Genomic DNA, 19,736 nt, shown 5'->3' with positions numbered 1-19,736 from the left:
ACGTTAATCTGTCAACGCGGTTGAGGCATGCGGGTCCAGCCGCCGATCCGCATGCCTCAGGTTTCAGAGAGCCTGACCGGCCGCTTGTCGCGTCATCTCGCCCAAGCTTCCCGTCGCGGGAAAGAGCGGGATGAGGAAGCTCTGAAGCAAGTGATAGACATCCGGCTTACCCGTGAAGAAACGCGGGCGAGGGAACAGGTTGTCGTCCAATTCCGGATACCAACCGCCATGGACAGGATCAGCGAGCTGCTGCGCCATCCAATCCCAGACTCGGCGATACCAGCTTTCGTAGAAGGTTGCGTCTCCGCTTCGCTGACCCAGGAAGGCGGCAGCTGCCACGGCCTCGCAGCAGGGCCACCACAGCCGGTCGCGGATGAGTGGCGCGTTGTCGTAGTCGAGGGTGTAGTAGAAGCCGCCCGCGGTCTCGTCCCACCCATCGGTTACCGCTTGGCGGAAGAGGCCCGTGGCCGCTTCCGGCATCCAATGCGTGCGTTCACCCCCCAGAACATGCAACTGGGCAATGAGGCGGGACCATTCCAGCGCATGTCCGGGCGTCGTACCCTGAGGTCTGAACATGTCCGATCCCCGATAGGCGAAATCGGGTTGCCAATCGGCGTCGAAGTGCTCGATGACGTGCCAGCCATGGGCCCGGGCGAGCCGGTTGATCACGAGGTCCGCGATGCTCTCGGCTTTCGAAAGATAGCCCCGCTCGCCGGTCGCCTCGAAGGCGGCCATCAGCGCCTCGGTCAGATGCATGTTCGCGTTCTGGCCGCGATAGCCGCTGATCGGACTCCAGTCCTCGGCGAATTCCTCCGCGGTCGCGCCATGGCGGGGTTCCCAGAATTTCGTCTCGAGAACCTCCGTCACATCGGCAAGGAGACGGTCGGCTTCCGCAAAACCGGCCATCTTGGCCGAGGCCGCGGCCAACAGCACGAAGGCATGGCCATAGGCCTGCTTGGTCGCATCCGCTCCCGGGCCGCTCTGCCAGCGATAGCCGCCGTTCGTCTTGTCTCGGTGCAGGTCCCAAAGTGCCACCAGGCCATGGCGGACCAGGGCGGCCGCGCCCGGCCTGCCCATCATATGGGCGATGGCGAAACAATGGGTGACCCGCGTGGTGGTGACGAGTTCGCGGATTGGCGTCTCCCGTCGCGGCTGGCCCGCGATGTCGAGATCGAAGAAGCCGCCCGCCGGGTCGATGGAGCTGTGCTGGAACTGAGTGAGAAGGGCGTCCGCCCGCTCGGTCAGCCAGCGCCGGTGCGCGGGACGGGAGGTCCACGCTATTCCCAGATCGGATGCAGCCCCTGGCTGTGTCGCTGGGCCGTTTGACGGCGTCATCTTTGCCTCCTGGATCGTTGTCAGGTTCCACTCGCAGAGAGCGGGGCGGGGCGCAAGGCTGGGCCTCGGGGGTGGCGCCATACGGGCTGCTTGCCGCCGGCCGGCGCTTGTGTCCATCTCCGCGTCGTCCAAACCAAGTGGCATCCCATGCAGCGACTTTCCCTGTTCCTGACAAGCCGTGCCCCGCTTTTCCTGGGTATCCTCGCGGGCTTTCTGGCCGCCTTCCTGTTGCCCCGGCAGGCGGTGAACGCCATGGCCGGTGGCAAGGCGCACCTGGTGGTGAGCTGGGATATCGGCGCGCTGACGTTGATCGTGCTCTGGGGCGTCATCATGCTGCGCACGCCGCCGATCGACATGCCGGCACGGGCCAAGGCGCAGGAGGACGGCGAATGGGCGGTTTTCGCCGTCAGCCTGGCTGCGATCTTTGCCAGCCTGTTCGTCATCATCCTGGAATTCCAGAACATCAGCAGCCTCAAAGGATCGGTGCGCGCCTATCATCTGGCGCTCGTGGTCGTCACCCTCGTCCTGTCATGGTTGACGATGCAGCTTATTTTCGCGCTGCGCTATGCGCACGAGTTCTATGCCTCGTCGGACGGCAGCGGGCAGACGGATGGAGGGCTCGACTTTCCGCACGAGCCGGAGCCAGACTATTTCGATTTTGTCTATTTCGCCATGGTCCTCGGCATGACCTTCCAGGTCTCCGACGTCGACATCACCGCCCGCAAGATCCGCAGGCTCGCGACCTTGCACGGTTTCGTGGGTTTCCTCTTCAATACGGTGATCCTGGCACTGACCGTCAATATCGCAGCAAGCATGCTGTAGCGAGCGCCTCGTCAAGTTCTGCGCTGTCATCCTGGGTTGCGTGTCTTCACCCCGCGAGGGCCCTGGGATATGACTATCAAAGACGCGTGATCGACGATGACCTGCCCTGTCGCTGGGCGCAAGGGTGGCTTCCCGATCCTGGTCCGCGATGCGGACGGACAGGCTGAAGAAGATAGGTGGCGATGACTCTCGATCCTCTCACGCTGCTTCTGATCGATATCCTGATCGTCCTCCTCGTCAGTCTCAGTTACGGTATTGTCTGGCTGGAGAACCGCAAGGAGACCGCGCTTCTCTGGATGCTGGGTTCTTCTCTCCTCGTCGGCGCGGGCATGATCACGCGCTTCCTGCTGCCGCTGATGCCCGCCCTGGTCATCTCCAACAGCCTCATCGACATGGGCGTCGCCTGCATCTGGATGGCTTGCCGGGCACTGCGCGGCGCGCGGACAATGCCGCTGCTGCTGCTCGGCCTTCCCGTCCTCCCTTGGGCAGTCGCGGCGATCCTGCCGGGCTTCGCGCAGGCGCTGTCCGCGCGGATCGTCCTCGCGAACTGCGTGCTCGGCTGCCTCTTCAGTCTTGCCGCCTGGGAAGTTTGGGCGCTGGAAATGGATAGCCGCCTGCTGCGCCTGTCCATCGCCATGCTTCTCTCCATCCAGGCCGGAATCAATCTCGTCTGGGCACTCTACAATCTGATCCTCCCCGCGAGCCGGAGCGCGGACATCCTGACGATGCGCGGCATCGTGCTGTTCGACCTCGCGACGATCGTCTTCAGCCTGCTCATGGCGATCGGGCTGATCGTGCTGATCCGGGAACGCGCCATGGCGCATTATCGCCGGATCGCTTTGCTGGATGCTGTTACAGGCGTGCCGAACCGCCGCTCCTTCGACGAGGCGCTTCTGCAAGCGGTGGGCGATGCTCGCCGCCGCCACCGCCCGGTCTCGCTTGTCATGGTCGATATCGACAGTTTCAAATCCTACAATGACCGCTATGGCCATATCGACGGCGACCGCTGCTTGCGGGCCGTCGCTCAAGCGCTGGCGGCGGCCGCGCCGCGCGATGCCGGCGCGTTCCGCTACGGGGGAGAGGAATTCGCCCTGGTGCTCCCCGGCATGGCCGTCGAGGAGGCGGTGGCGGCCACGGAGGAGTTGCGCCTCGCCGTGCGCCGGCTGGAGATCGCCCATGGTGGGCGGGAAGGCGGCATCGTTACGATCAGCCAGGGAGTCGCTTCCCTCAGGCCTGGATTGAACGAGCCGGTGGGCGAGGCGGCTCAGAGCCTGCTGCGCGCGGCCGACCATGCCCTCTACCGGGCAAAGCGTGACGGACGGGATCGGGTCGTGGCCGCCGGCACGGCTGCGGCCGAGGTGGTGATCGGCCGGATCGCCTCCTGATTAGGGCAATCCGCCCTGTTCTTATGGCAGAGGCAGGGCATCGTGTTACTCATTGTATCTTTAGGCCGGGCTCATCTTGATATTGGCCCGCGAAAGATCAATTCATCGCTCAGCTGAACATCCCGGCCAGATTGCCGCCGGATCGTCAGGTCACACGGAGAGATGAAATGAAAACCGTCAGAATTTACGCGCGATACGCTTTGATGGCTCTTGGCCTGGCCGGTGTTTCGGCTGGAACCATTTCTGCGGCGCATGCCGATTACTATTGGCATCACCATAATTACCACCATCGCGAGTGGGTGAAGAACCACAGCCATCCGCACGGCTACTATCGCTACTACTAAGATCCGAAAAAAGGGGCGCCAGCGGCGCCTCTTTCTTTTTCTGAACTCTCAGGCCTGAGTCACGAATTTGGTGATGAGATAGGCGTCGATCGCTTCCGATCCGCCTTCCGATCCGTAGCCCGAATCCTTAATGCCGCCGAAGGGGGTTTCCGGCACGCCCAGCCCGGCATGGTTGATCGAGATCATGCCGCTTTCAACGCGGGTCGACACGGCGTGGGCGGTTTCGGCGGAGCGGGTATAGGCGTAGGCCGCAAGCCCGTAGGGCAGACGGTTCGCCTCCGCAATGAGGTCATCCATCTTAGAAAAGGGGCGGAAGAGTGCAACCGGGCCGAAAGGCTCCTCTGTCATGCAGCGCGCATCCAGCGGCACGCGGCTCAGCACCGTCGGTTGGAAGAAATTGCCGGCATTGCCGATGCGCTGCCCGCCCGCCACCAGCTGGGCACCCTTCTGCACCGAATCCTGGACGAGCGCCTCCATTGCCTGCACCCGGCGCGCATTGGCGAGCGGCCCCATGGTGGTGCCTTCGGCAAGACCGTCTCCAACCTTGATCGCGCGGGCCGCGGCCGCGAAATCCTCGACGAATCGATCGTAGACGCTTTCCTGCACCAGAAAGCGGGTTGGAGAGACGCAGACCTGCCCGGCATTGCGGAATTTCGAGGCAGCGAGCAGCGTCACGGCCTTGTCCAGATCCGCATCCTCGAAGACGATCGCCGGGGCATGGCCGCCGAGTTCCATCGTCACCCGCTTCATGTGTTCGCCGGCAAGACCCGCAAGCTTCTTGCCGACGGCAGTGGACCCCGTGAAGGTGATCTTGCGGATGACGGGATGCGGAATGAGGTAGGAGGAGATCGTCGCCGGATCGCCGTAGACGAGGTTGATTACCCCGGGCGGCACGCCGGCATCGTGAAAAGCCTGGACCAGGGCGGCCGGGGAGGCTGGGGTCTCCTCCGGTCCCTTCGCGATGATCGAGCAGCCGGCGGCAAGCGCTGCTGAGATCTTGCGCACGATCTGGTTGATCGGAAAGTTCCACGGCGCGAAGGCGGCGACAGGCCCCACCGGCTCGCGCACCACCGTCTGCATCACATGCTCAGCCCGCGGCGGGATGACCCGGCCATAGGCGCGTGGCGCCTCGCCCGCCAACCAGTCGATGATATCCGCCGAAAGCGCGGTCTCGATCCGCGCTTCCGCGAGCGGCTTGCCCTGTTCCATGGTCATGAGCGGCGCTATTTGCTCCACCCGCTCCCGCATCAGCGCGGCGGCACGGCGCATGATTTTCGCACGCTCGAAGGCTGAGGTGCGGCGCCAGACCTGGAATCCGCGTTCGGCAGCGGCAAGCGCCCGGTCGAGATCCGCCACTTCGGCACGGGCGAGACTGCCGATCCGCTCGCCGGTCGACGGATTGACGACGGGCAGCGCCCCGCCGGCCGCGGCCGGTCCCCACTGGCCGTCGATGAAAAGCTGGGTATCGGGGTAGGACACCATCGTTGAACCTCTTTCTGCGCGTCTTGTCTGAGCGCGGGCTTCAGGCCCGCCACTTTCTCCGGCAGTTTCGGCGATCAGGGCGCAACGGTCCACTGGCGAGGGCTTCTATGACTTATGACCTCTGTATCATCGGTGGCGGCATCGTCGGCTTGGCCACCGCCAGAGCCTATCTGCGCAAGCACCCGGGCAGCCGGCTCATTCTGCTCGAGAAGGAGCGGGGCCTCGCCGTCCATCAGACCGGACACAACAGCGGCGTGATCCATGCCGGTATCTACTACAAGCCGGGCAGCCTGAAGGCCGATCTCTGTCGGCGCGGCGCGGCAGCGACGAAGGCTTTCTGCACCGAGCACGCCATTCCTTTCGAGACGCCGGGCAAGCTTGTGGTCGCGACCGACGCACAGGAAGAAGCGGCGATGGCGTTGCTGGCCGCCAATGCGCGGGAGAACGGGATTGAGATCGAGATCCTCGATCAAGCCGCCCTGCAACGCAAGGAACCCAATGTGCGGGGCATCGGCGCGATCTTCGTGCCCACCAGCGGCATCGTCGATTACCGCGCCGTCTGCGCGGCCATGGCGGAGGAGATTGCGGCCGCAGGCGGCACTATCGTGCAGGGCGTGACCGTGGACCGGATCGTGGAAGGTCCGGAGTCCGTCACAATCGGTGCGGGCACGCGTGTCTGGGAGGCAGAGCGGCTTATCGCCTGTGCCGGCCTGCAATCGGACCGACTGGCGCGGCTCGCGGGTCTGCCGATCCGGCATCAGATCATCCCCTTCCGTGGCGAATATTATCTGGTGCGGCCGGAAAAGAGCGGCATCGTGCGGCACCTGATCTACCCGGTGCCTGATCCGGCGCTGCCCTTCCTCGGTATCCATCTGACGCCTTTGATCGGTGGCGCGCTGACCGTCGGGCCGAATGCGGTTCTCGGCATGTCGCGGGAGGGTTACGCCAGGTTTTCAGTCTCGGCAGCCGACATGCTGACCTATCTGCGCTTCCCCGGCTTCTGGCGGGTGATGCGGCAGCATCTGCGCTCGGGACTGGGTGAGATGCGGCGCAGCCTCTCGAAATCCCTCTACCTCGCCGAGTGCCAAAAATATTGCCCCGGCCTGGATCTGGCTGACCTGCTGCCCTACGAGGCCGGCATCCGCGCCCAGGCGGTGATGGAGGACGGCACGCTGGTGCACGACTTCCTCTTCCTGCAGAGCGCGCGGATGCTCCATGTCTGCAACGCGCCATCCCCGGCCGCGACCTCGGCCATCCCAATCGCCGAGATGGTGCTCGGACGCGCTTTGCAGGGATAGAGCGCCTACCATCCGACCTGGTCTTGTGCACTGCATCATTTCGAGGCTGCATGATCAAATAAGATCAAAAATCTGATTGACAATGATCACACTGAGTCGTCAGGATGATCGTGACGATCAATCATTGGGCAATCTCGTGCAGCTAGACCGCTTGGCCGCTATCCGCCGACAGCTCTACCAAGCCGGCTCCCAGACCATTCAGGAACTGGCGGTCGCAACCGGTGCCTCTGAACCGACGATCCGGCGCGACCTCAAGCTGCTTGAGGAGGATGGGGCCATCGAGCGAGTCCATGGCGGCGCGCGGCTGATGCAGGCGATCGGCTCCGAAGTCGCCTTCGATCTGCGAGAACAGCGCCATATCGAGGCGAAGCGGGCCATCGCCGAGGCCGCATACGGGCTGTTGCGGCCAGGCCAGACGGTGCTTTTCGATGCCGGAACCACCATGGCACAGCTCGCGCGGCGGCTGCGCGTGCAACCCATCGCCCTGACCGTGATCACGAACGGCCTTATGGTTGCGCAGGAACTCGCGACCGTGGAAGCGGTACGGGTGGTTCTGGTCGGCGGTGATCTTCGTGCCGAAAACATGTCCATGGTGGGCCCTCAGGCGGAAGCGATGCTCGACGGCATCTGGTGCGATCAGCTCTTCCTCGGCGCCGGGGCTATTGCCGAGGACGGCGCGATCTACAGCAAGGATGATCGCGAGGCGAGCCTCAACGCGCTGATGCTGCGGCGGGCGGCCTACCGTGTGCTGATCGCGGATGCGAGCAAGCTTGGCCTGCACACGACCTTTCGGGTCGCCCCCCTCTCCGATCTCGACCTGATCGTGACCGACGTCGCGGCTCCCCCCGCCTGGCGCGACCGCCTGGGCCACTTGCCGCGGACGAAGACACGCTTCATCGAGCCGAGCGAGTTCCGCGAATGACCGATCTTGTTCTGGGCATCGATGGCGGCGGCACCAAGACGGAACTCGCGCTGGCCGACCGGGAGGGTCGTCTTGTGCTGCATCGCGTGGGGCCGGGGATCGGTCCGATCGAAACCTCGGATTGGCCGCGGCGTCTGGCGCATCTGATGCAGGAGGCGAAGGCTTTCAGTCCGCGCGTCGCTTATGCCAGTTTCGGCATGCCAAGCTATGGCGAGATCCCAGCGGTCGCAGCCCAGCAGAGGGAAGTTGCCGCAGACTTCGCACTGCACCCACATTGCGTGCTCAATGACGTGCATACCGCTTATGAAGGTGCTTTCGTCGGCCGCCCGGGTGTGCTGCTGCTGGCAGGCACCGGCTCCATGGTCTGGGCCTGCAATGCGGCGGGGCGGCACATCCGTGTCGGCGGCTGGGGGCATGGATACGGTGATGAAGGCAGCGCCTTCTGGATCGGCCAGCAGGCCGTCGCGATGCTGTCTCACTGCCTCGATGGGCGAGCGCAGGACATGGATTTCGCCGCGGCGATGGTGGAGCATCTCTGTCTGCCCGAGGACGGCTGCGCCGAGGCACTGGCCGACTGGTACCACAACGGTTCTGATCCGAGGGTGAAGGTAGCGGCGCTGGCAGAGGTCGTGGACCGGTTCGCCAACGCCGGCAATGCGACAGCCAAGGCAATTCTGGCCCAGGCGTCAGCCCATCTCGCCATGCATGTGCGCGCCGCCTGGAACCGTCTGCCCAGCCTTCCCATGGGTGTCTGGAGTTGCGTCGGCAGCGTCATGCAGAGCCGGATATTGGCAGCCCACCTCGCCCGGCTGCTTGAGACGATGCCAGTGGACCCTGCCTTGCCGCCGATCGGCGGCGCGCTGTGGCGGGCAGCGACCAATGCCGGATGGGCGGTGGATGCCGCCTGGGTAGACCGACTGCGAAGCGAACTTTTCCCTCAATCCTGAACCGTGAAGGTTGGACCGATGAAACTCCGTGCCACGCTGCTCGCCTTCTCTGTCCTCTGTTCCTTTGCCGTGCCTGCGGCACATGCAGCAGGCGATCAGCCCTATGCGGGGCAAACGATCACTGTTCTGCTGCCGCCCTGGGGCACGCTGCCCAAAGCGATGACGGACGCCTTCAAGGCCAAGACAGGCATTACGGTCGACATGCAGACCCAGGGCTGGGACCAGATCCACGCCAAAATCCTGACCGCGATGATTGCCAACAATCCGCCCGCCGACGTGAGCGAGGTTGACTGGTCCTGGGTCGGGCAGTTCGGCGCCGCCGGCTGGTTTGAGCCGCTGCAGGGCAAGGTGCCTGCGCCCGTGGTGCAGGACATCGCGTCGGACAAGATCTTCACGATCGACGGCAAGCTCATCGCCATGCCGTATAACAATGATTTCCGCGTTCTCATCGTGAACAAGGCGATGTTCGACAAGGCGGGCATCACCCAGATGCCGACGACGATGGATGAGCTTTGGGCGGATGCCGTGGCGCTCAAGAAGTCTGGCGTCACCTATCCGATCGCCCTGCCGCTCTCGGCTAATGAGGGTACCTCCACCGCCTGGTACCTGCTCACCAAGGCCTTCGGTGGCGATCTCTTCGACGCTTCCATGAAGCCCGAATTCACCACGCCCGATTCCGCCGGCTACAAGGCGCTTGATTGGATCGTGAAAGCGGCGAAGGCGGGACTGATCGACCCGGCTTCCACCGGGCTTACGGATGTCCAGGTGCAGGCCTTCCTTTCAGGTGGGCAGGCGGCGATCGATCTTGCCGGTTGGGCGGGCAATCTCACCGTCTATAACGATCCCTCGAAGTCCAAGGTCGCGGGGCATGTCGTCGCGGCGCTCATGCCGAGTGCGACGGGCCATAGCCGCAGCTTCGGCCTGCCGGAGGCGCTCGGCATTCCCGCCAATGCCAAGCACAAGGGCGCAGCCCTCGCCTTCATCGACTGGTGGATGCAGCCTGCGGTGCAGATCGAGGCCTATAAGGCGCTGGGCGATCTGCCGACCAGCACCGCGGCACTTTCGGACCTCAGCAAGGAGGGCAAACTGCCGAGCGGCGATGTGCTGCTCAAGCAGATCCCGACGGTCGAGCCGCTCTTCGCCCAGGGCACGCCGGAATGGTATCCGCAGTTCAGTGCGGGTGTCTCCTCCGCCATCAACCAGGCGGCGAAGGGGCAGCTGACGGTCGCCCAGGCGATCGCACAGATCGCGGCCCAGGCCAAGAAGGCGCAGTCTCAATAACGATCCTTCGAGACACGAGGCGGAAGGAGCGGTCGTGACAGCGCTTACTCTTACCCGGCGCCGCGCCCAAATTGGCGGCAAGGATGCCGGGCTCGGCCTTCTCCTGGCGCTGCCCATCATCATCCTGATGGGCAGCCTTGTCTTCTGGCCGCTGATTCTGACTTTCTGGGACAGTCTGCATCGGGTCGATCCGATGCGCTTCGGCACGCCCTTCGTCGGGCTCCGGAACTATCTCAATCTCTTCTCCGATTCCGACGTGCGTGCGGCGACGATCAATACGCTCACCTATGTGGTGGTGGCGGTGGTGGTGGAGACGCTCGGCGGCATTGCCGCGGCGCTTCTTCTCAATGCAATGGGGCCAGCGCGCAAATGGATGCTCGCCGCCGTCATTCTGCCGTGGGCGCTGCCGCCCGTCGTCAACTCCATCATCTGGCTCTGGATCTACAATCCGAGTTACGGCGTGCTGAACGGCGTGCTGCATATGCTTGGGCTGATCAGCCATAACCACGTCTGGTTCAACGATCGCTGGACCGCACTCTTTCTCATAGCTCTTGTACATATCTGGCGCATGCTGCCGATTACGGCGGTGATCGTTCTCGCCGGTCTGCAATCCGTTCCGCAGGAACTTTATGAGGCTGCGCGCATGGATGGCGCGGGTGCATTCAGCCGCTTCGGGTGGATCACCCTGCCGCTGGTGGCCCCCAGCCTCGCCATTGCCATGACGCAATCGACCGTTCTGGCCTTCAATCTTTTCGACGAAGCCTGGATCCTGAACGGCAGCAGCGGCGATACGCGCACCCTTCTCATTCAGGTCTATATGTCCGCCTTCCAGGACCTGCATTTCTCCTATGGCATGGCGCTCTCCGTGCTGGTGATGTTCGCCTCGCTGGCGGTCTCTCTCATCTATGTGTTGCGCATCCCGGGGGAGACGGTGTCGGAATGACGCAAAAACCCCTCCAGCGCTGGGCCATCCGCGTCGGCACCCTGATTCTGCTGGCCTGGAGTCTGCTGCCCATCCTCTGGGCGCTCCGCTCCAGCCTCACCCGGCCGGTCGATCTCACAGCCGCGAAGTTCAGCGTGCTGCCGCCGGTCTTCACCTTGCAACACTATGCCAACCTGCTGGGCGCGGTCAGCGCCTTTCGAGGCACTGTGACGCAGTCCGTCTGGCCCCAGTTCAGCCGCGCGCTGCTGAACAGTATGGTGACTTCGGGGGCGGCCACCATCGTCACGGTCTTCGCAGCGGCTCTCGGCGGCTACGCTTTCGCACGGCTGCGCTTCCCGGGCCGAGATACGATCTTCGGCCTTGTCGTCGCAACCCTGGCGATCCCCGCCTATACCGTGATGATCCCGCTCTACCGCATGATGGTAAGCGTCCACTGGGTGGATACCTATCTCGGTGTCACCCTGGTCTATGTCTCGGCTTTCCTGCCGCTCGCCCTCTGGCTCATGCGCAGCGTCTATCGCGGCCTGCCGATCTCGCTTGAGGAAGCAGCCTGGATCGATGGCGCCGGTCGGCTGCACACGCTGTTGCGGATTGTCATGCCGATGGCGGCCCCCGGGCTGATCGCCGCCGCAATCCTTACTTTCCTCACCGCTTGGGGCCAGTTCCTGATTCCGCTCGTCTTCTCGCCGACCTTGGCTACCAAGCCATTGACGGTGCTGATCCCGGAATTCGTGAGCAAGAACTACATCGATTACGGGCTGATGAACGCGGCCGGCGTCCTCGCGATCATTCCGCCCCTGCTTCTCGTCGTCTTTCTCAATCGCTACCTGATCAGTGGCCTCACCGCCGGGTCGGGAAAATAAGCGAAGAGATATAACAGTCACCGATTCTACAGGAAAAATCATGAACGCAACCGAACGCGGCATTTTCGAGCAGTTCGCCTTCTGGGCTACCGCACCGAACCCCGCGCCGCTCGCCGATGCCGCCGCACTCCACGTCTTCGTGGGCTGCGGCACGTCCTTCTACATCGCCCAGGCCCTGGCAGCCGCCACCAACGCCCACGGCCAACAGGCCATCGCGGTCACTGGCGGCGAATGGTGGCACCGCCCGGAATACTATCTCGCCGCCGGCCGCCGCGCCCATGTCATCGTGCTGTCGCGCAGCGGGGAATCGACCGAGACGGTGCGTGCGGCGGAGGGAAGCCAGAAGGCCGGCCACAAGGTGACGGCGCTCACCTGTGCCGAGGGCAGTGCCATCACGAAATTCGCCGACACTGTGCTCTATGCGCCGACGCATGCCGATGAGGGCATCGTGATGACGGCTTCCGCCAGCCTCATGCTGCTCATGGGCCTGCGCCTTGCCGGGGTCACGATCGGCGCGGCCGAGATTGCCGCGGCGGAAGTGCTGCTCAAGCTTGTCGACAAGGCGGCGAACGGACTGCTCGAAGGGCGGTCGCATTTCGTCTTCCTTGGCACAGGCCCACTCCAGGGCATCGCCCAGGAGGGCGCGCTGAAACTGCAGGAAATGAGCCTGAGCTACACCCAGGCTTATCCCACGGCCGATTACCGGCACGGTCCCATCACCCTCGCCGATGAGCGGACGGCCGCGATCCTCCTCTATACCCCGGAGGGGCATGAGGACGATGCGAAGCTTGCCGCGGAGCTGATGGCGAAGGGCGCGCGGGTGCTGGGACTTGGTGGTCCTGGCACGGTCTCCTTCGAGGTCGGCGGCCTGGACGCCGCGCGCGGCCTCATCTGCCTGCCGGCGCTGCAGGTGCTGGGGGAGCGCGAGGCGCAGCTCAAGGGTCTCGACTCGCTGAGCCCGCGCGGGCTTTCGAAGGTCGTCGTGCTAGGCTGACAGCGGCGGGCAGTAGAGGCCGCACTACTCCGCGGCCTCTACATCCTCGGCCAGGATGACGGGGACGTGATCTGCCTGGCCGATCACGCCGTAGGCCTGCTGTTCGCGAGGATTGACGAAGATGATTATTTTAGACGGCGGCATGAGCAGGGAGTTGCAGCGCATCGGCGCCCCCTTCCGCCAGCCGGAATGGTCGGCGCTGGCCCTGATCGAGACGCCGGCGCTGGTCGAGCAACTGCACCGGGAATTCGCCGCCGCTGGTGCCGATGTCATTACCACCAACAGCTACGCGCTGGTGCCTTTCCATATCGGGGAAGAGCGTTTCCGCATCGAAGGGCCTGGCCTCGCGAAACTCGCGGGGGAAACCGCCCGCAGCGCGGCAGATGCGGTGAATGCTGCCGAGGCCGGCCGCGCCGAGACCGGCCGCGCCGAGACCGACCGCGCCGAGCCCCGCCGCGCCGAGACCGACCGCGCCGAGCCCCGCCGCCATGTCCGCGTCGCCGGCTCGCTGCCGCCGATCTTCGGCTCCTACCGTCCGGATCTCTTCGATCCGGGCCGCGTGCAGGGCTATCTTTCCGTACTCGTCACCGGGCTGCGCCCAGCGGTCGACCTGTGGCTCGGAGAGACACTCTCCAGCATTGCTGAGGCCCGCGCCGTGCTCGAAGCCGTGGCCGGGGATGGTCGTCCGGTCTGGATCTCCTTCACGCTGGAGGACGAGCCCGGTGCAGCGACCCGCGCGCCTGCGCTTCGCTCCGGTGAGACGGTAGCGGAGGCGGCGGCATGGGCGGCCGAGGCCGGTATCGCCGCGCTGCTGTTCAATTGCAGTGCGCCTGAGGTGATGGAACCCGCCGTGCGCGTGGCCGCCAAGATCTTCACCGATACGGGTGCGAAAACGCCGATCGGCGTCTATGCCAATGCCTTCGAGGCGCATGACGATAAAAAGGCCAATGAGACCTTGGCCGAGATCCGAAAGGATCTGGACAGCAGCAGCTATGGCGATTGGGCCGATCGCTGGGTCGCGGCCGGTGCTTCCATCGTCGGTGGATGCTGCGGCATCGGCGTCCATCACATCCATGCCCTGTCGCAGCGGCTGAAGAGCGAGGCCGTTGCCGCACCCAAGGCCAAAACGGTCTGACAACAAGGCCAAGGGTCTCGTCGGTTCAAAGAGAATCGCGGGAACCGAGCGCGGGCGCCGCTTCCTCGCCCAGGCGCTCCGCATGCTCGCGATCAAGGCCCGGCGTGCGCGGATGCGCTGACCTAGCCTAGCGCGGCGACGCGTTCAGAGCGCCTGATGCGTAATGCGGCCGTCCATCATGGTCAGACGGAAGGGCGCTTCGGTCAGATCCTCGGCCGAGGCGGTGAGGGGATTGACCGAGAAGGCGGTGAGATCGGCCCGCATGCCGGGGGTGAGCGCGCCGGACACCGCTTCCTCATGCACTGCATAGGCCGCGACATTGGTGAGGCCGGCGAGCGCTTCCAGACCCGTCAGCGCTTGGGACGGCTGGATTGCCTCTGCCGTGCTCTGCCCCGCCAAGCGGCGGAAGCGGGCGCAGACCAGGATTTCGCGCGGATCGAAGGGTGCGATCGGCCAGTCCGATCCCATCACCACGGGCGCTGCGGCATCGGTGATGTCCCGGCAACGCCAGGCGCGGTTGGCGCGTTCGGGCCCAAGGCGGGTGGACCAGTTGTCCGCATGATCGGCGCGCGTATAGCGCACCGCGTGGGAGGGCTGCATGGAGGGAATCACGCCTTCGGCGGCGAAGCGGGCGATATCCTCGTCCGGCAGGCTCTCGATATGCTCGATGCGGTGGCGCGCCGCGCGGCGGATGTCTTCCGCCACGTCCCGCAATGTATCGAGCACAAAGCGTACCGCCTTGTCGCCGATCGCATGGGTGATGGTCTGAACCCTTCGCTCCGCGAAAAAGCGAATGGCGTGCTGAAAGAAATCGAGATCCGGCCAGAGTGCTGCGAGACCCTCGCCGAATTTGTCCGGCGCATGCAGCCAGCCTGTGCCGCCATCGATCGTGCCATCGATGAAGAATTTCGCGGCACAGACGCGCCAATGCGCGCCGTGCTGCCCCTGCAAAGCGAGAACGCGGTCGAGATCGGCCTGGGTGTCGCCCGGGTTCAGCCAGGGGGCGGCATGCAGGCGCAAAGGCAGCGGTGCTTCCGCCTCCAGAGCCCGGAACAGATCCAGGCTCTCGTTATTCGCATCCATCACGTGGATGCCGGTGAGGCCGGCCTTGGCCATGCGGTTCAGGGACGCGCGCAGCGCCGCGGCGCGCTGGGCGAAGCTGCGGACGGGAATGAGCCGGCGGACGAGTTCGATCGCCTCGGGTTCCAGCAGCACGCCCGTGGGCTTGCCGTGATCGTCGCAGACCACGACCGAAGCACCGACGAATTGCCGAGGCCCGGTGACGCCGGCCATGGTCAGGGCCGTGCGGCTCACCGCGACACCGTGAAAATCGAAGATGTAAAGGCAGGCGGGGCGTCCGCCGACCGCTTCCTCAATCACATCTGCCACATGCGGCACCTGGGCATAGGTGATGGGGTCCAGGCTGAAGCCCATGACCCATTGCCCCGGCGGCGTGCGTGCGGCCTCGGCGCGAAGGAGGGCGACCACCGCCTCCATGCTTTGCACACCGGAAAGATCGGCGCCGATCTGCAGGTCGGTACCGCCCACGGGATGGGCATGCCCGTCTACCAGGCCTGGCGTGAGAAAGGCGCCGCCGAGGTCCAGCACTTCGGTCTGCCCGGTGGGGCTGTTGAGCAGGTCGGCTGTGCTCCCCACCGCCGCGATGCGGCCGCCCTCGATGGCGATGGCGTCCGCACCGCGACAGCCTTCGGGGCGGCTTGGGTCGATCAGCGTCGCGTTGATCAGGATACCGTCGAAGCCCATGTCGCGCGCTCCCCGCTCAGCCCATCAGACCTTCGGATTTCAGATCCGCGCGCGTCCGCAGGAGTGCCTCCCGCAGCGTCGCGGCGGTTTCAGCAATGTGCTCTTCGGTGAAGACCAGGGGTGGGGAGAGCACGATCTGGTGCCCAATGGAACGGGCGATGAGGCCGAGCTCATGGGCATGATCCGCGATTCTGTGGCCGACATCCACCTTGGGCGCGAATAGTTCCTTGGTCTTAGGATCGGCCACGGCTTCGACGCACATCATGAAGTGGCTGCCGCGGACATCGCCCACGATGTCGATGTCAAGGAGCGACTTCAGCGCCGTTTCGAATTTCGGGCCGGTCTCCCGCACATGGCCGCAGATATCCTCGGCTTCCATGGCGCGCAGTGTCGCGAGGCCGGCGGCGCAGACTACGGGATGGCCGGAATAGGTGAAGCCGTTGGTGAACCAGGCTTCTTCCGGCGCCGCGTTGAATACCGCCTGCATCCGGTCGGAATAGATGACGGCGCCGAGCGGCTGATAGCCCGAGGTGATGCCCTTGGCGGAGATGATGATATCGGGCTCGATGCCGAATGCGGCGGTCGAGGCATAGAAGTGCCCAAGACGTCCGAAGCCGGTCACGACCTCGTCCGAGACATAGAGGATGTCGTTCTTCCGGCACACCGCCTGCACGCGGGCGTGGTAGCCCTTGGGGGGCACCAGCACGCCGCCCGCGCCCATCAGCGGCTCGGCGAAGAAGGCGGCGATGGTATCGGCGCCAAGTTCGGCGATGCGCGCTTCCATCTCGCTGATGAGCAGATCCAGGAAGCCAGCCTCGTCCATCCCATCGGGCCGGCGATAGGTATTGGGGGAGCGCAGGGTCTGCACCATCTCGGTTTCGAAATTGAGCAGCGGGCTGCGCGCCGTATGGCGGCCGGACATGGAATGGGTGAGGTAGGTGCTGCCATGGTAGCTGTCCATCTGCACCAGAATGCGGCGCTTCTCCTTCTTGCCGCGCAGCGCGTGGTAGAAATGAATCAGCCGGACGGCGGAATCATTGGCGGTCGATCCGCCGCAGGTGAAGAAGACGTGGTTGAGGTCGCCTGGGGCGACGCGCGCGATCTCCGTTGCGAGTTCGGCAGCCGGCAGGGAGCCGATATCCACGAAGGGCGTGAAATAGGGCATGCGCCGCGCCTGCTCGGCCATCGCTTCGACGATATCCTCGCGCCCGTAGCCGAGATTGACGCACCAGAGGCCGGCCATGCCGTCCAGGAACGGGCGGCCCGCCGTGTCGTACACATGCACGCCGCGCGCGCCGCTGACGATGAAGGAGCCGCGCTCCTTGAAGGTCGCGAAATTGGTCCAGGGGTGCAGCAGGTGCTGGCGGTCCGCCTCCCAAGCCGCCTTCGCTTCCGCTTCAGGGATGGCAAAATCCTGCGCGCGAGAATTGGAGAGGCGGTCGATGGGGGCGGAAATCGTCATCTGTGCTCGCTTGAAAGGGGGAGCCTCATCCGAGGATGAAGCGTTGCGAGGCAAATGTGATCTCTTTTTTGGGGGCCGCCAAGCCTCTGCGTTATACCACGCTGCGGGAGGCGAGCTGCAGTGCCTCAAAGGCCGCAAAGCGGTGGCGATGCCATGTGGCTGTTTCGCCTTCGGCTGGGCGATGGATTGCGTCGAGCCGGGACATGGCGGGCATGGCGGTAGGCAGATCCTCGTAGCGGCCGGCGGCGACCGCGCCGAGCATGGCGGCGCCGAGCAGGACCGGCTCCGTCGCTTCCGTGCCCGCGATGGCGACGCCCGCGCTATCGGCGAGGAGCTGCCGGATGAAGGGCGCGCCGCTGGCGCCGCCGCTGACCACCACGGTTTCGATCTCGATGCCCTCTGCTTCCATGGCGTTCAGGATCTGCCGCATGCCGTAGCCGAGGCCGCAAATGCCGGCGAGGTAGAGGCCGGCGAGGGAGACGAGGGAGCGATCCATGCCGAGGCCCGCGATGACGCCGCGCGCCTCGGGTTCGGCGAAGGGGGAGCGGTTGCCGAGGAAATCGGGCACCACGGTGAGCGTGCCGATCAGCGCGGCGGGGGTGGTTTCGGCCGCGAGGCGCTCGGCCTCCTCGGCCACAAGATCGACGAGGGAGCGGCCCGCCGCCCGGGCGCGGGCTTCTGCCTCGGGCGCTGCCGGATGGCAACGCAACAGCTGGTCGATCGCGGCTCCGGCCGCCGATTGTCCGCCCTCGTTGAGCCAGAGGCCGGGGACCATGGCCGAATAATAGGGGCCCCATACGCCCGGCACGAAGGCCGGCTCCGTGCTGCTCGCCATGGTGCAGGCTGAGGTGCCGAAGACATAGCCCATGCGACCCGTAATCGAACCGTCACCCCCGGCAGCACCCACGGTGCCGAGCCCGCCCGCATGGGCGTCAATCAGTCCGGCGGAGACCACTGTTCCGGGCAGCAGGCCGAAATCGGCGGCAGCTGCCTCCGTCAACCCGTGGCCCACCGCCATGCCCGGCTCCACCACCTTGGCCCCGATGCGGGCAAAATGATTTTCGGAAAGATCGCCGAGGCCCACGGTCCGAAAATAGCTCTCGTCCCAGCGCGTCTCGTGGCCGAGATAGGTCCATTTGCAGGTGACCGTGCAAATGGAGCGCGCAAGGCTGCCGGTGGCCCGCCAGGTCATGTAATCCACGAGGTCGAAGAAATGCGCGGTCCGCGCGTAGCTTTCGGGAAGATGGCGCTTCAGCCAGAGGAGCTTCGGCGTCTCCATTTCGGGCGAAATGCGCCCGCCGACATAGCGCAGGACCGGATGCGCGGTGGCATTGATTTCCCGCGCCTCGCGGGTCGCGCGATGGTCCATCCAAACGATGATGTTGCGATCCGGATCGCCTGTGGCGCTGACAGTGACGGGGCCTCCCGTCGCATCGACCAGGACGAGGGAACATGTGGCATCGAAGCCGATACCGCGGATTTCAGCAGGGTCAATGCGCGCTTCGGCCACGGCCGCGCGGGTCGCGCGGCTGGCCGCCGCCCAGATGTCATGGCTCGACTGTTCGGCGATGTCCCCGGCTTCGAGGAAGAGCGCGATATCCTGTCTTGCGGCGGCGAGCATGCGGCCTTGGGCCGTGAAAACGCCGGCGCGCGCGCTGCCCGTGCCGATATCGATGCCGATGAAATAGTCGCCCATGCGCGCCTCCTCCGCTCCCCGCTTATGGCGGATGTCCGGCGAGCCTAGCGGAAGCGCGCTTGGCCGGACAGTCAGAGCCGGTTGATTGGAATTTTCAGATAGCGGTGGCCGTCATTCTCGGGCGGGGGCATCTCGCCGGCCCGCATGTTCACCTGCACCGATGGCAGGATGAGCTTGGGCATCGAGAGGGTCCTGTCCCGCGCCTCCCGCATCGCCACGAAATCGGCTTCGGTGACACCATCATGCATATGGACATTGCCGGCGCGTTCGGCTGCGACCGTCGTTTCCCAGGCATAGGTATCCCGCCCCGGCGCCTTGTAGTCGTGGCAGAGGAAAAGCCGCGTTTCCTCGGGCAGCGAGAGCACGCGGCGGGCGGAGCGGTAGAGCATGGCGGCGTCCCCGCCGGGGAAATCGGCGCGTGCGGTGCCGAAATCCGGCATGAAAAGGGTGTCGCCGACGAAGGCCGCGTCCTCAACCACATAGGTCATGCAGGCCGGCGTATGGCCCGGCGTGTGCAGTGCGACCGCCGCCATGCCGCCGATTGTGAAACGCTCGCCGTCCTGGAAGAGATGGTCGAACTGGCTTCCGTCGCGCTGGAACTCCGTTCCGGCATTGAAGACCTTACCGAAGATATCCTGCACCACGCGGATATTGGCGCCGATGCCGAGCCTGCCGCCCAGCCTCTCCTTGATATAGGGCGCGGCGGAAAGGTGATCGGCATGGACATGGGTTTCCAGGATCCATTCGATTGCCAGGCCCTCCTTGCGGATGAAGGCGATGATCGCATCCGCGCTGCGAGTGTCTGTGCGGCCGGCGGCAGCATCGAAATCCAGTACCGAATCAACCACGGCGCAGCTCGGCGAGCGCGGATCGCGGATGACGTAGGAGGCGGTGTTAGTGGGTTCGTCGAAGAACGCCGTCACCTCCGGCCGGGGCTTGGGCGCGCCCAAGGCCTGGGCGGCAAGCGCCTGGGCGCCGCTCAGGGCGGTGTCAGCCCTGTTTTCCTGATCGCCAGACATCTGAACTCTCCTGTCCATGCCGTTGTACTCGTCACTATCGAATT

At 65.0% G+C, this 19,736-nt stretch carries 17 protein-coding genes; 11 read left to right on the top strand and 6 right to left on the bottom strand.

The window, feature by feature from the left end; translation table 11 throughout:
- Nucleotides 1-63: 63 nt before the first annotated feature.
- Nucleotides 64-1,335, bottom strand: a complete 1,272-nt coding sequence (locus VL752_RS14965) for an AGE family epimerase/isomerase (protein ID WP_325356656.1) — start codon at nt 1,333-1,335, stop codon at nt 64-66.
- A gap of 147 nt (nt 1,336-1,482) precedes the next feature.
- On the opposite strand from VL752_RS14965, the gene VL752_RS14960 reads away from it, so the two are divergent.
- From VL752_RS14960 to VL752_RS14950, 3 genes are all read left to right on the top strand, one after another.
- Nucleotides 1,483-2,157 carry a DUF1345 domain-containing protein gene (locus VL752_RS14960; protein WP_325356655.1) on the top strand — a complete coding sequence of 225 codons (675 nt, stop codon included), beginning with the start codon at nt 1,483-1,485 and terminating at the stop codon, nt 2,155-2,157.
- Nucleotides 2,158-2,339: 182 nt separating this feature from the next.
- On the top strand, nt 2,340-3,542 hold the full coding sequence (locus VL752_RS14955) for a GGDEF domain-containing protein (protein ID WP_325356654.1): 1,203 nt from the start codon (nt 2,340-2,342) through the stop codon (nt 3,540-3,542).
- 167 nt (nt 3,543-3,709) lie between these two features.
- Complete coding sequence (locus tag VL752_RS14950) at nt 3,710-3,886, top strand: hypothetical protein (protein WP_325356653.1); 177 nt, start codon at nt 3,710-3,712, stop codon at nt 3,884-3,886.
- Between the two features lie 48 nt (nt 3,887-3,934).
- Here VL752_RS14950 and VL752_RS14945 read toward each other — a convergent pair whose 3' ends face one another.
- Nucleotides 3,935-5,368 carry an NAD-dependent succinate-semialdehyde dehydrogenase gene (locus VL752_RS14945; protein ID WP_325356652.1) on the bottom strand — a complete coding sequence of 478 codons (1,434 nt, stop codon included), beginning with the start codon at nt 5,366-5,368 and terminating at the stop codon, nt 3,935-3,937.
- 107 nt (nt 5,369-5,475) lie between these two features.
- On the opposite strand from VL752_RS14945, the gene lhgO reads away from it, so the two are divergent.
- From lhgO to VL752_RS14905, 8 genes are all read left to right on the top strand, one after another.
- Entirely contained in the window at nt 5,476-6,666 is a 1,191-nt protein-coding gene (lhgO, locus tag VL752_RS14940) for an L-2-hydroxyglutarate oxidase (protein WP_325356651.1), read from the top strand.
- Between the two features lie 82 nt (nt 6,667-6,748).
- Nucleotides 6,749-7,588, top strand: a complete 840-nt coding sequence (locus VL752_RS14935; protein WP_325356650.1) for a DeoR/GlpR family DNA-binding transcription regulator — start codon at nt 6,749-6,751, stop codon at nt 7,586-7,588.
- Nucleotides 7,585-8,535 carry an N-acetylglucosamine kinase gene (locus tag VL752_RS14930; protein ID WP_325356649.1) on the top strand — a complete coding sequence of 317 codons (951 nt, stop codon included), beginning with the start codon at nt 7,585-7,587 and terminating at the stop codon, nt 8,533-8,535. Before VL752_RS14935 ends, VL752_RS14930 begins: the two co-directional genes overlap by 4 nt.
- Before the next feature lie 18 nt (nt 8,536-8,553).
- Nucleotides 8,554-9,816, top strand: a complete 1,263-nt coding sequence (locus tag VL752_RS14925) for an ABC transporter substrate-binding protein (RefSeq protein ID WP_325356648.1) — start codon at nt 8,554-8,556, stop codon at nt 9,814-9,816.
- A gap of 34 nt (nt 9,817-9,850) precedes the next feature.
- Entirely contained in the window at nt 9,851-10,759 is a 909-nt protein-coding gene (locus VL752_RS14920) for a carbohydrate ABC transporter permease (RefSeq protein ID WP_325356646.1), read from the top strand.
- The gene (locus VL752_RS14915) at nt 10,756-11,622 is read left to right on the top strand and encodes a carbohydrate ABC transporter permease (protein WP_325356644.1); all 867 of its coding nucleotides are present in this window, start codon (nt 10,756-10,758) and stop codon (nt 11,620-11,622) included. The genes VL752_RS14920 and VL752_RS14915 overlap by 4 nt, the downstream gene beginning before the upstream one ends.
- Nucleotides 11,623-11,662: 40 nt before the next feature.
- Complete coding sequence (locus VL752_RS14910) at nt 11,663-12,616, top strand: SIS domain-containing protein (RefSeq protein ID WP_325356642.1); 954 nt, start codon at nt 11,663-11,665, stop codon at nt 12,614-12,616.
- 121 nt (nt 12,617-12,737) lie between these two features.
- Nucleotides 12,738-13,751, top strand: coding sequence for a homocysteine S-methyltransferase family protein (locus VL752_RS14905; protein ID WP_325356640.1), 1,014 nt, complete (start codon nt 12,738-12,740; stop codon nt 13,749-13,751).
- Nucleotides 13,752-13,895: 144 nt separating this feature from the next.
- Here the strand turns inward: VL752_RS14905 and VL752_RS14900 are convergent, their stop codons facing one another.
- The 4 genes from VL752_RS14900 to VL752_RS14885 all read right to left on the bottom strand — a co-directional run bounded on the left by VL752_RS14900 (nt 13,896) and on the right by VL752_RS14885 (nt 19,692).
- Nucleotides 13,896-15,515 carry an amidohydrolase gene (locus tag VL752_RS14900; RefSeq protein WP_325356638.1) on the bottom strand — a complete coding sequence of 540 codons (1,620 nt, stop codon included), beginning with the start codon at nt 15,513-15,515 and terminating at the stop codon, nt 13,896-13,898.
- Nucleotides 15,516-15,531: 16 nt separating this feature from the next.
- On the bottom strand, nt 15,532-16,977 hold the full coding sequence (locus VL752_RS14895; RefSeq protein ID WP_325356636.1) for an aminotransferase: 1,446 nt from the start codon (nt 16,975-16,977) through the stop codon (nt 15,532-15,534).
- 91 nt (nt 16,978-17,068) lie between these two features.
- Nucleotides 17,069-18,673, bottom strand: coding sequence for an FGGY-family carbohydrate kinase (locus tag VL752_RS14890; RefSeq protein ID WP_325356634.1), 1,605 nt, complete (start codon nt 18,671-18,673; stop codon nt 17,069-17,071).
- A 71-nt stretch (nt 18,674-18,744) separates the two neighbouring features.
- Nucleotides 18,745-19,692: an MBL fold metallo-hydrolase gene (locus VL752_RS14885; protein ID WP_325356632.1), complete on the bottom strand. Its 948-nt coding sequence runs from the start codon at nt 19,690-19,692 to the stop codon at nt 18,745-18,747.
- Nucleotides 19,693-19,736 lie beyond the last annotated feature (44 nt).

The sequence above is a fragment of the Acidisoma sp. genome, assembly GCF_035492295.1.
Classification (GTDB): domain Bacteria; phylum Pseudomonadota; class Alphaproteobacteria; order Acetobacterales; family Acetobacteraceae; genus Acidisoma.
The sequence above is the reverse complement of the archived record's forward strand: the minus strand, read 5'-3'. Positions and strand labels throughout refer to the sequence as shown.

Bases quoted from the DNA above. Each gene is read 5' to 3' on its own strand.
- VL752_RS14965 (WP_325356656.1), bottom strand. From the start codon at position 1,335: ATGACGCCGTCAAACGGCCCAGCGACACAGCCAGGGGCTGCATCCGAT.
- VL752_RS14960 (WP_325356655.1), top strand. From the start codon at position 1,483: ATGCAGCGACTTTCCCTGTTCCTGACAAGCCGTGCCCCGCTTTTCCTG.
- VL752_RS14955 (WP_325356654.1), top strand. From the start codon at position 2,340: ATGACTCTCGATCCTCTCACGCTGCTTCTGATCGATATCCTGATCGTC.
- VL752_RS14950 (WP_325356653.1), top strand. From the start codon at position 3,710: ATGAAAACCGTCAGAATTTACGCGCGATACGCTTTGATGGCTCTTGGC.
- VL752_RS14945 (WP_325356652.1), bottom strand. From the start codon at position 5,368: ATGGTGTCCTACCCCGATACCCAGCTTTTCATCGACGGCCAGTGGGGA.
- lhgO (WP_325356651.1), top strand. From the start codon at position 5,476: ATGACTTATGACCTCTGTATCATCGGTGGCGGCATCGTCGGCTTGGCC.
- VL752_RS14935 (WP_325356650.1), top strand. From the start codon at position 6,749: ATGATCACACTGAGTCGTCAGGATGATCGTGACGATCAATCATTGGGC.
- VL752_RS14930 (WP_325356649.1), top strand. From the start codon at position 7,585: ATGACCGATCTTGTTCTGGGCATCGATGGCGGCGGCACCAAGACGGAA.
- VL752_RS14925 (WP_325356648.1), top strand. From the start codon at position 8,554: ATGAAACTCCGTGCCACGCTGCTCGCCTTCTCTGTCCTCTGTTCCTTT.
- VL752_RS14915 (WP_325356644.1), top strand. From the start codon at position 10,756: ATGACGCAAAAACCCCTCCAGCGCTGGGCCATCCGCGTCGGCACCCTG.
- VL752_RS14910 (WP_325356642.1), top strand. From the start codon at position 11,663: ATGAACGCAACCGAACGCGGCATTTTCGAGCAGTTCGCCTTCTGGGCT.
- VL752_RS14905 (WP_325356640.1), top strand. From the start codon at position 12,738: ATGATTATTTTAGACGGCGGCATGAGCAGGGAGTTGCAGCGCATCGGC.
- VL752_RS14900 (WP_325356638.1), bottom strand. From the start codon at position 15,515: ATGGGCTTCGACGGTATCCTGATCAACGCGACGCTGATCGACCCAAGC.
- VL752_RS14895 (WP_325356636.1), bottom strand. From the start codon at position 16,977: ATGACGATTTCCGCCCCCATCGACCGCCTCTCCAATTCTCGCGCGCAG.
- VL752_RS14890 (WP_325356634.1), bottom strand. From the start codon at position 18,673: ATGGGCGACTATTTCATCGGCATCGATATCGGCACGGGCAGCGCGCGC.
- VL752_RS14885 (WP_325356632.1), bottom strand. From the start codon at position 19,692: ATGTCTGGCGATCAGGAAAACAGGGCTGACACCGCCCTGAGCGGCGCC.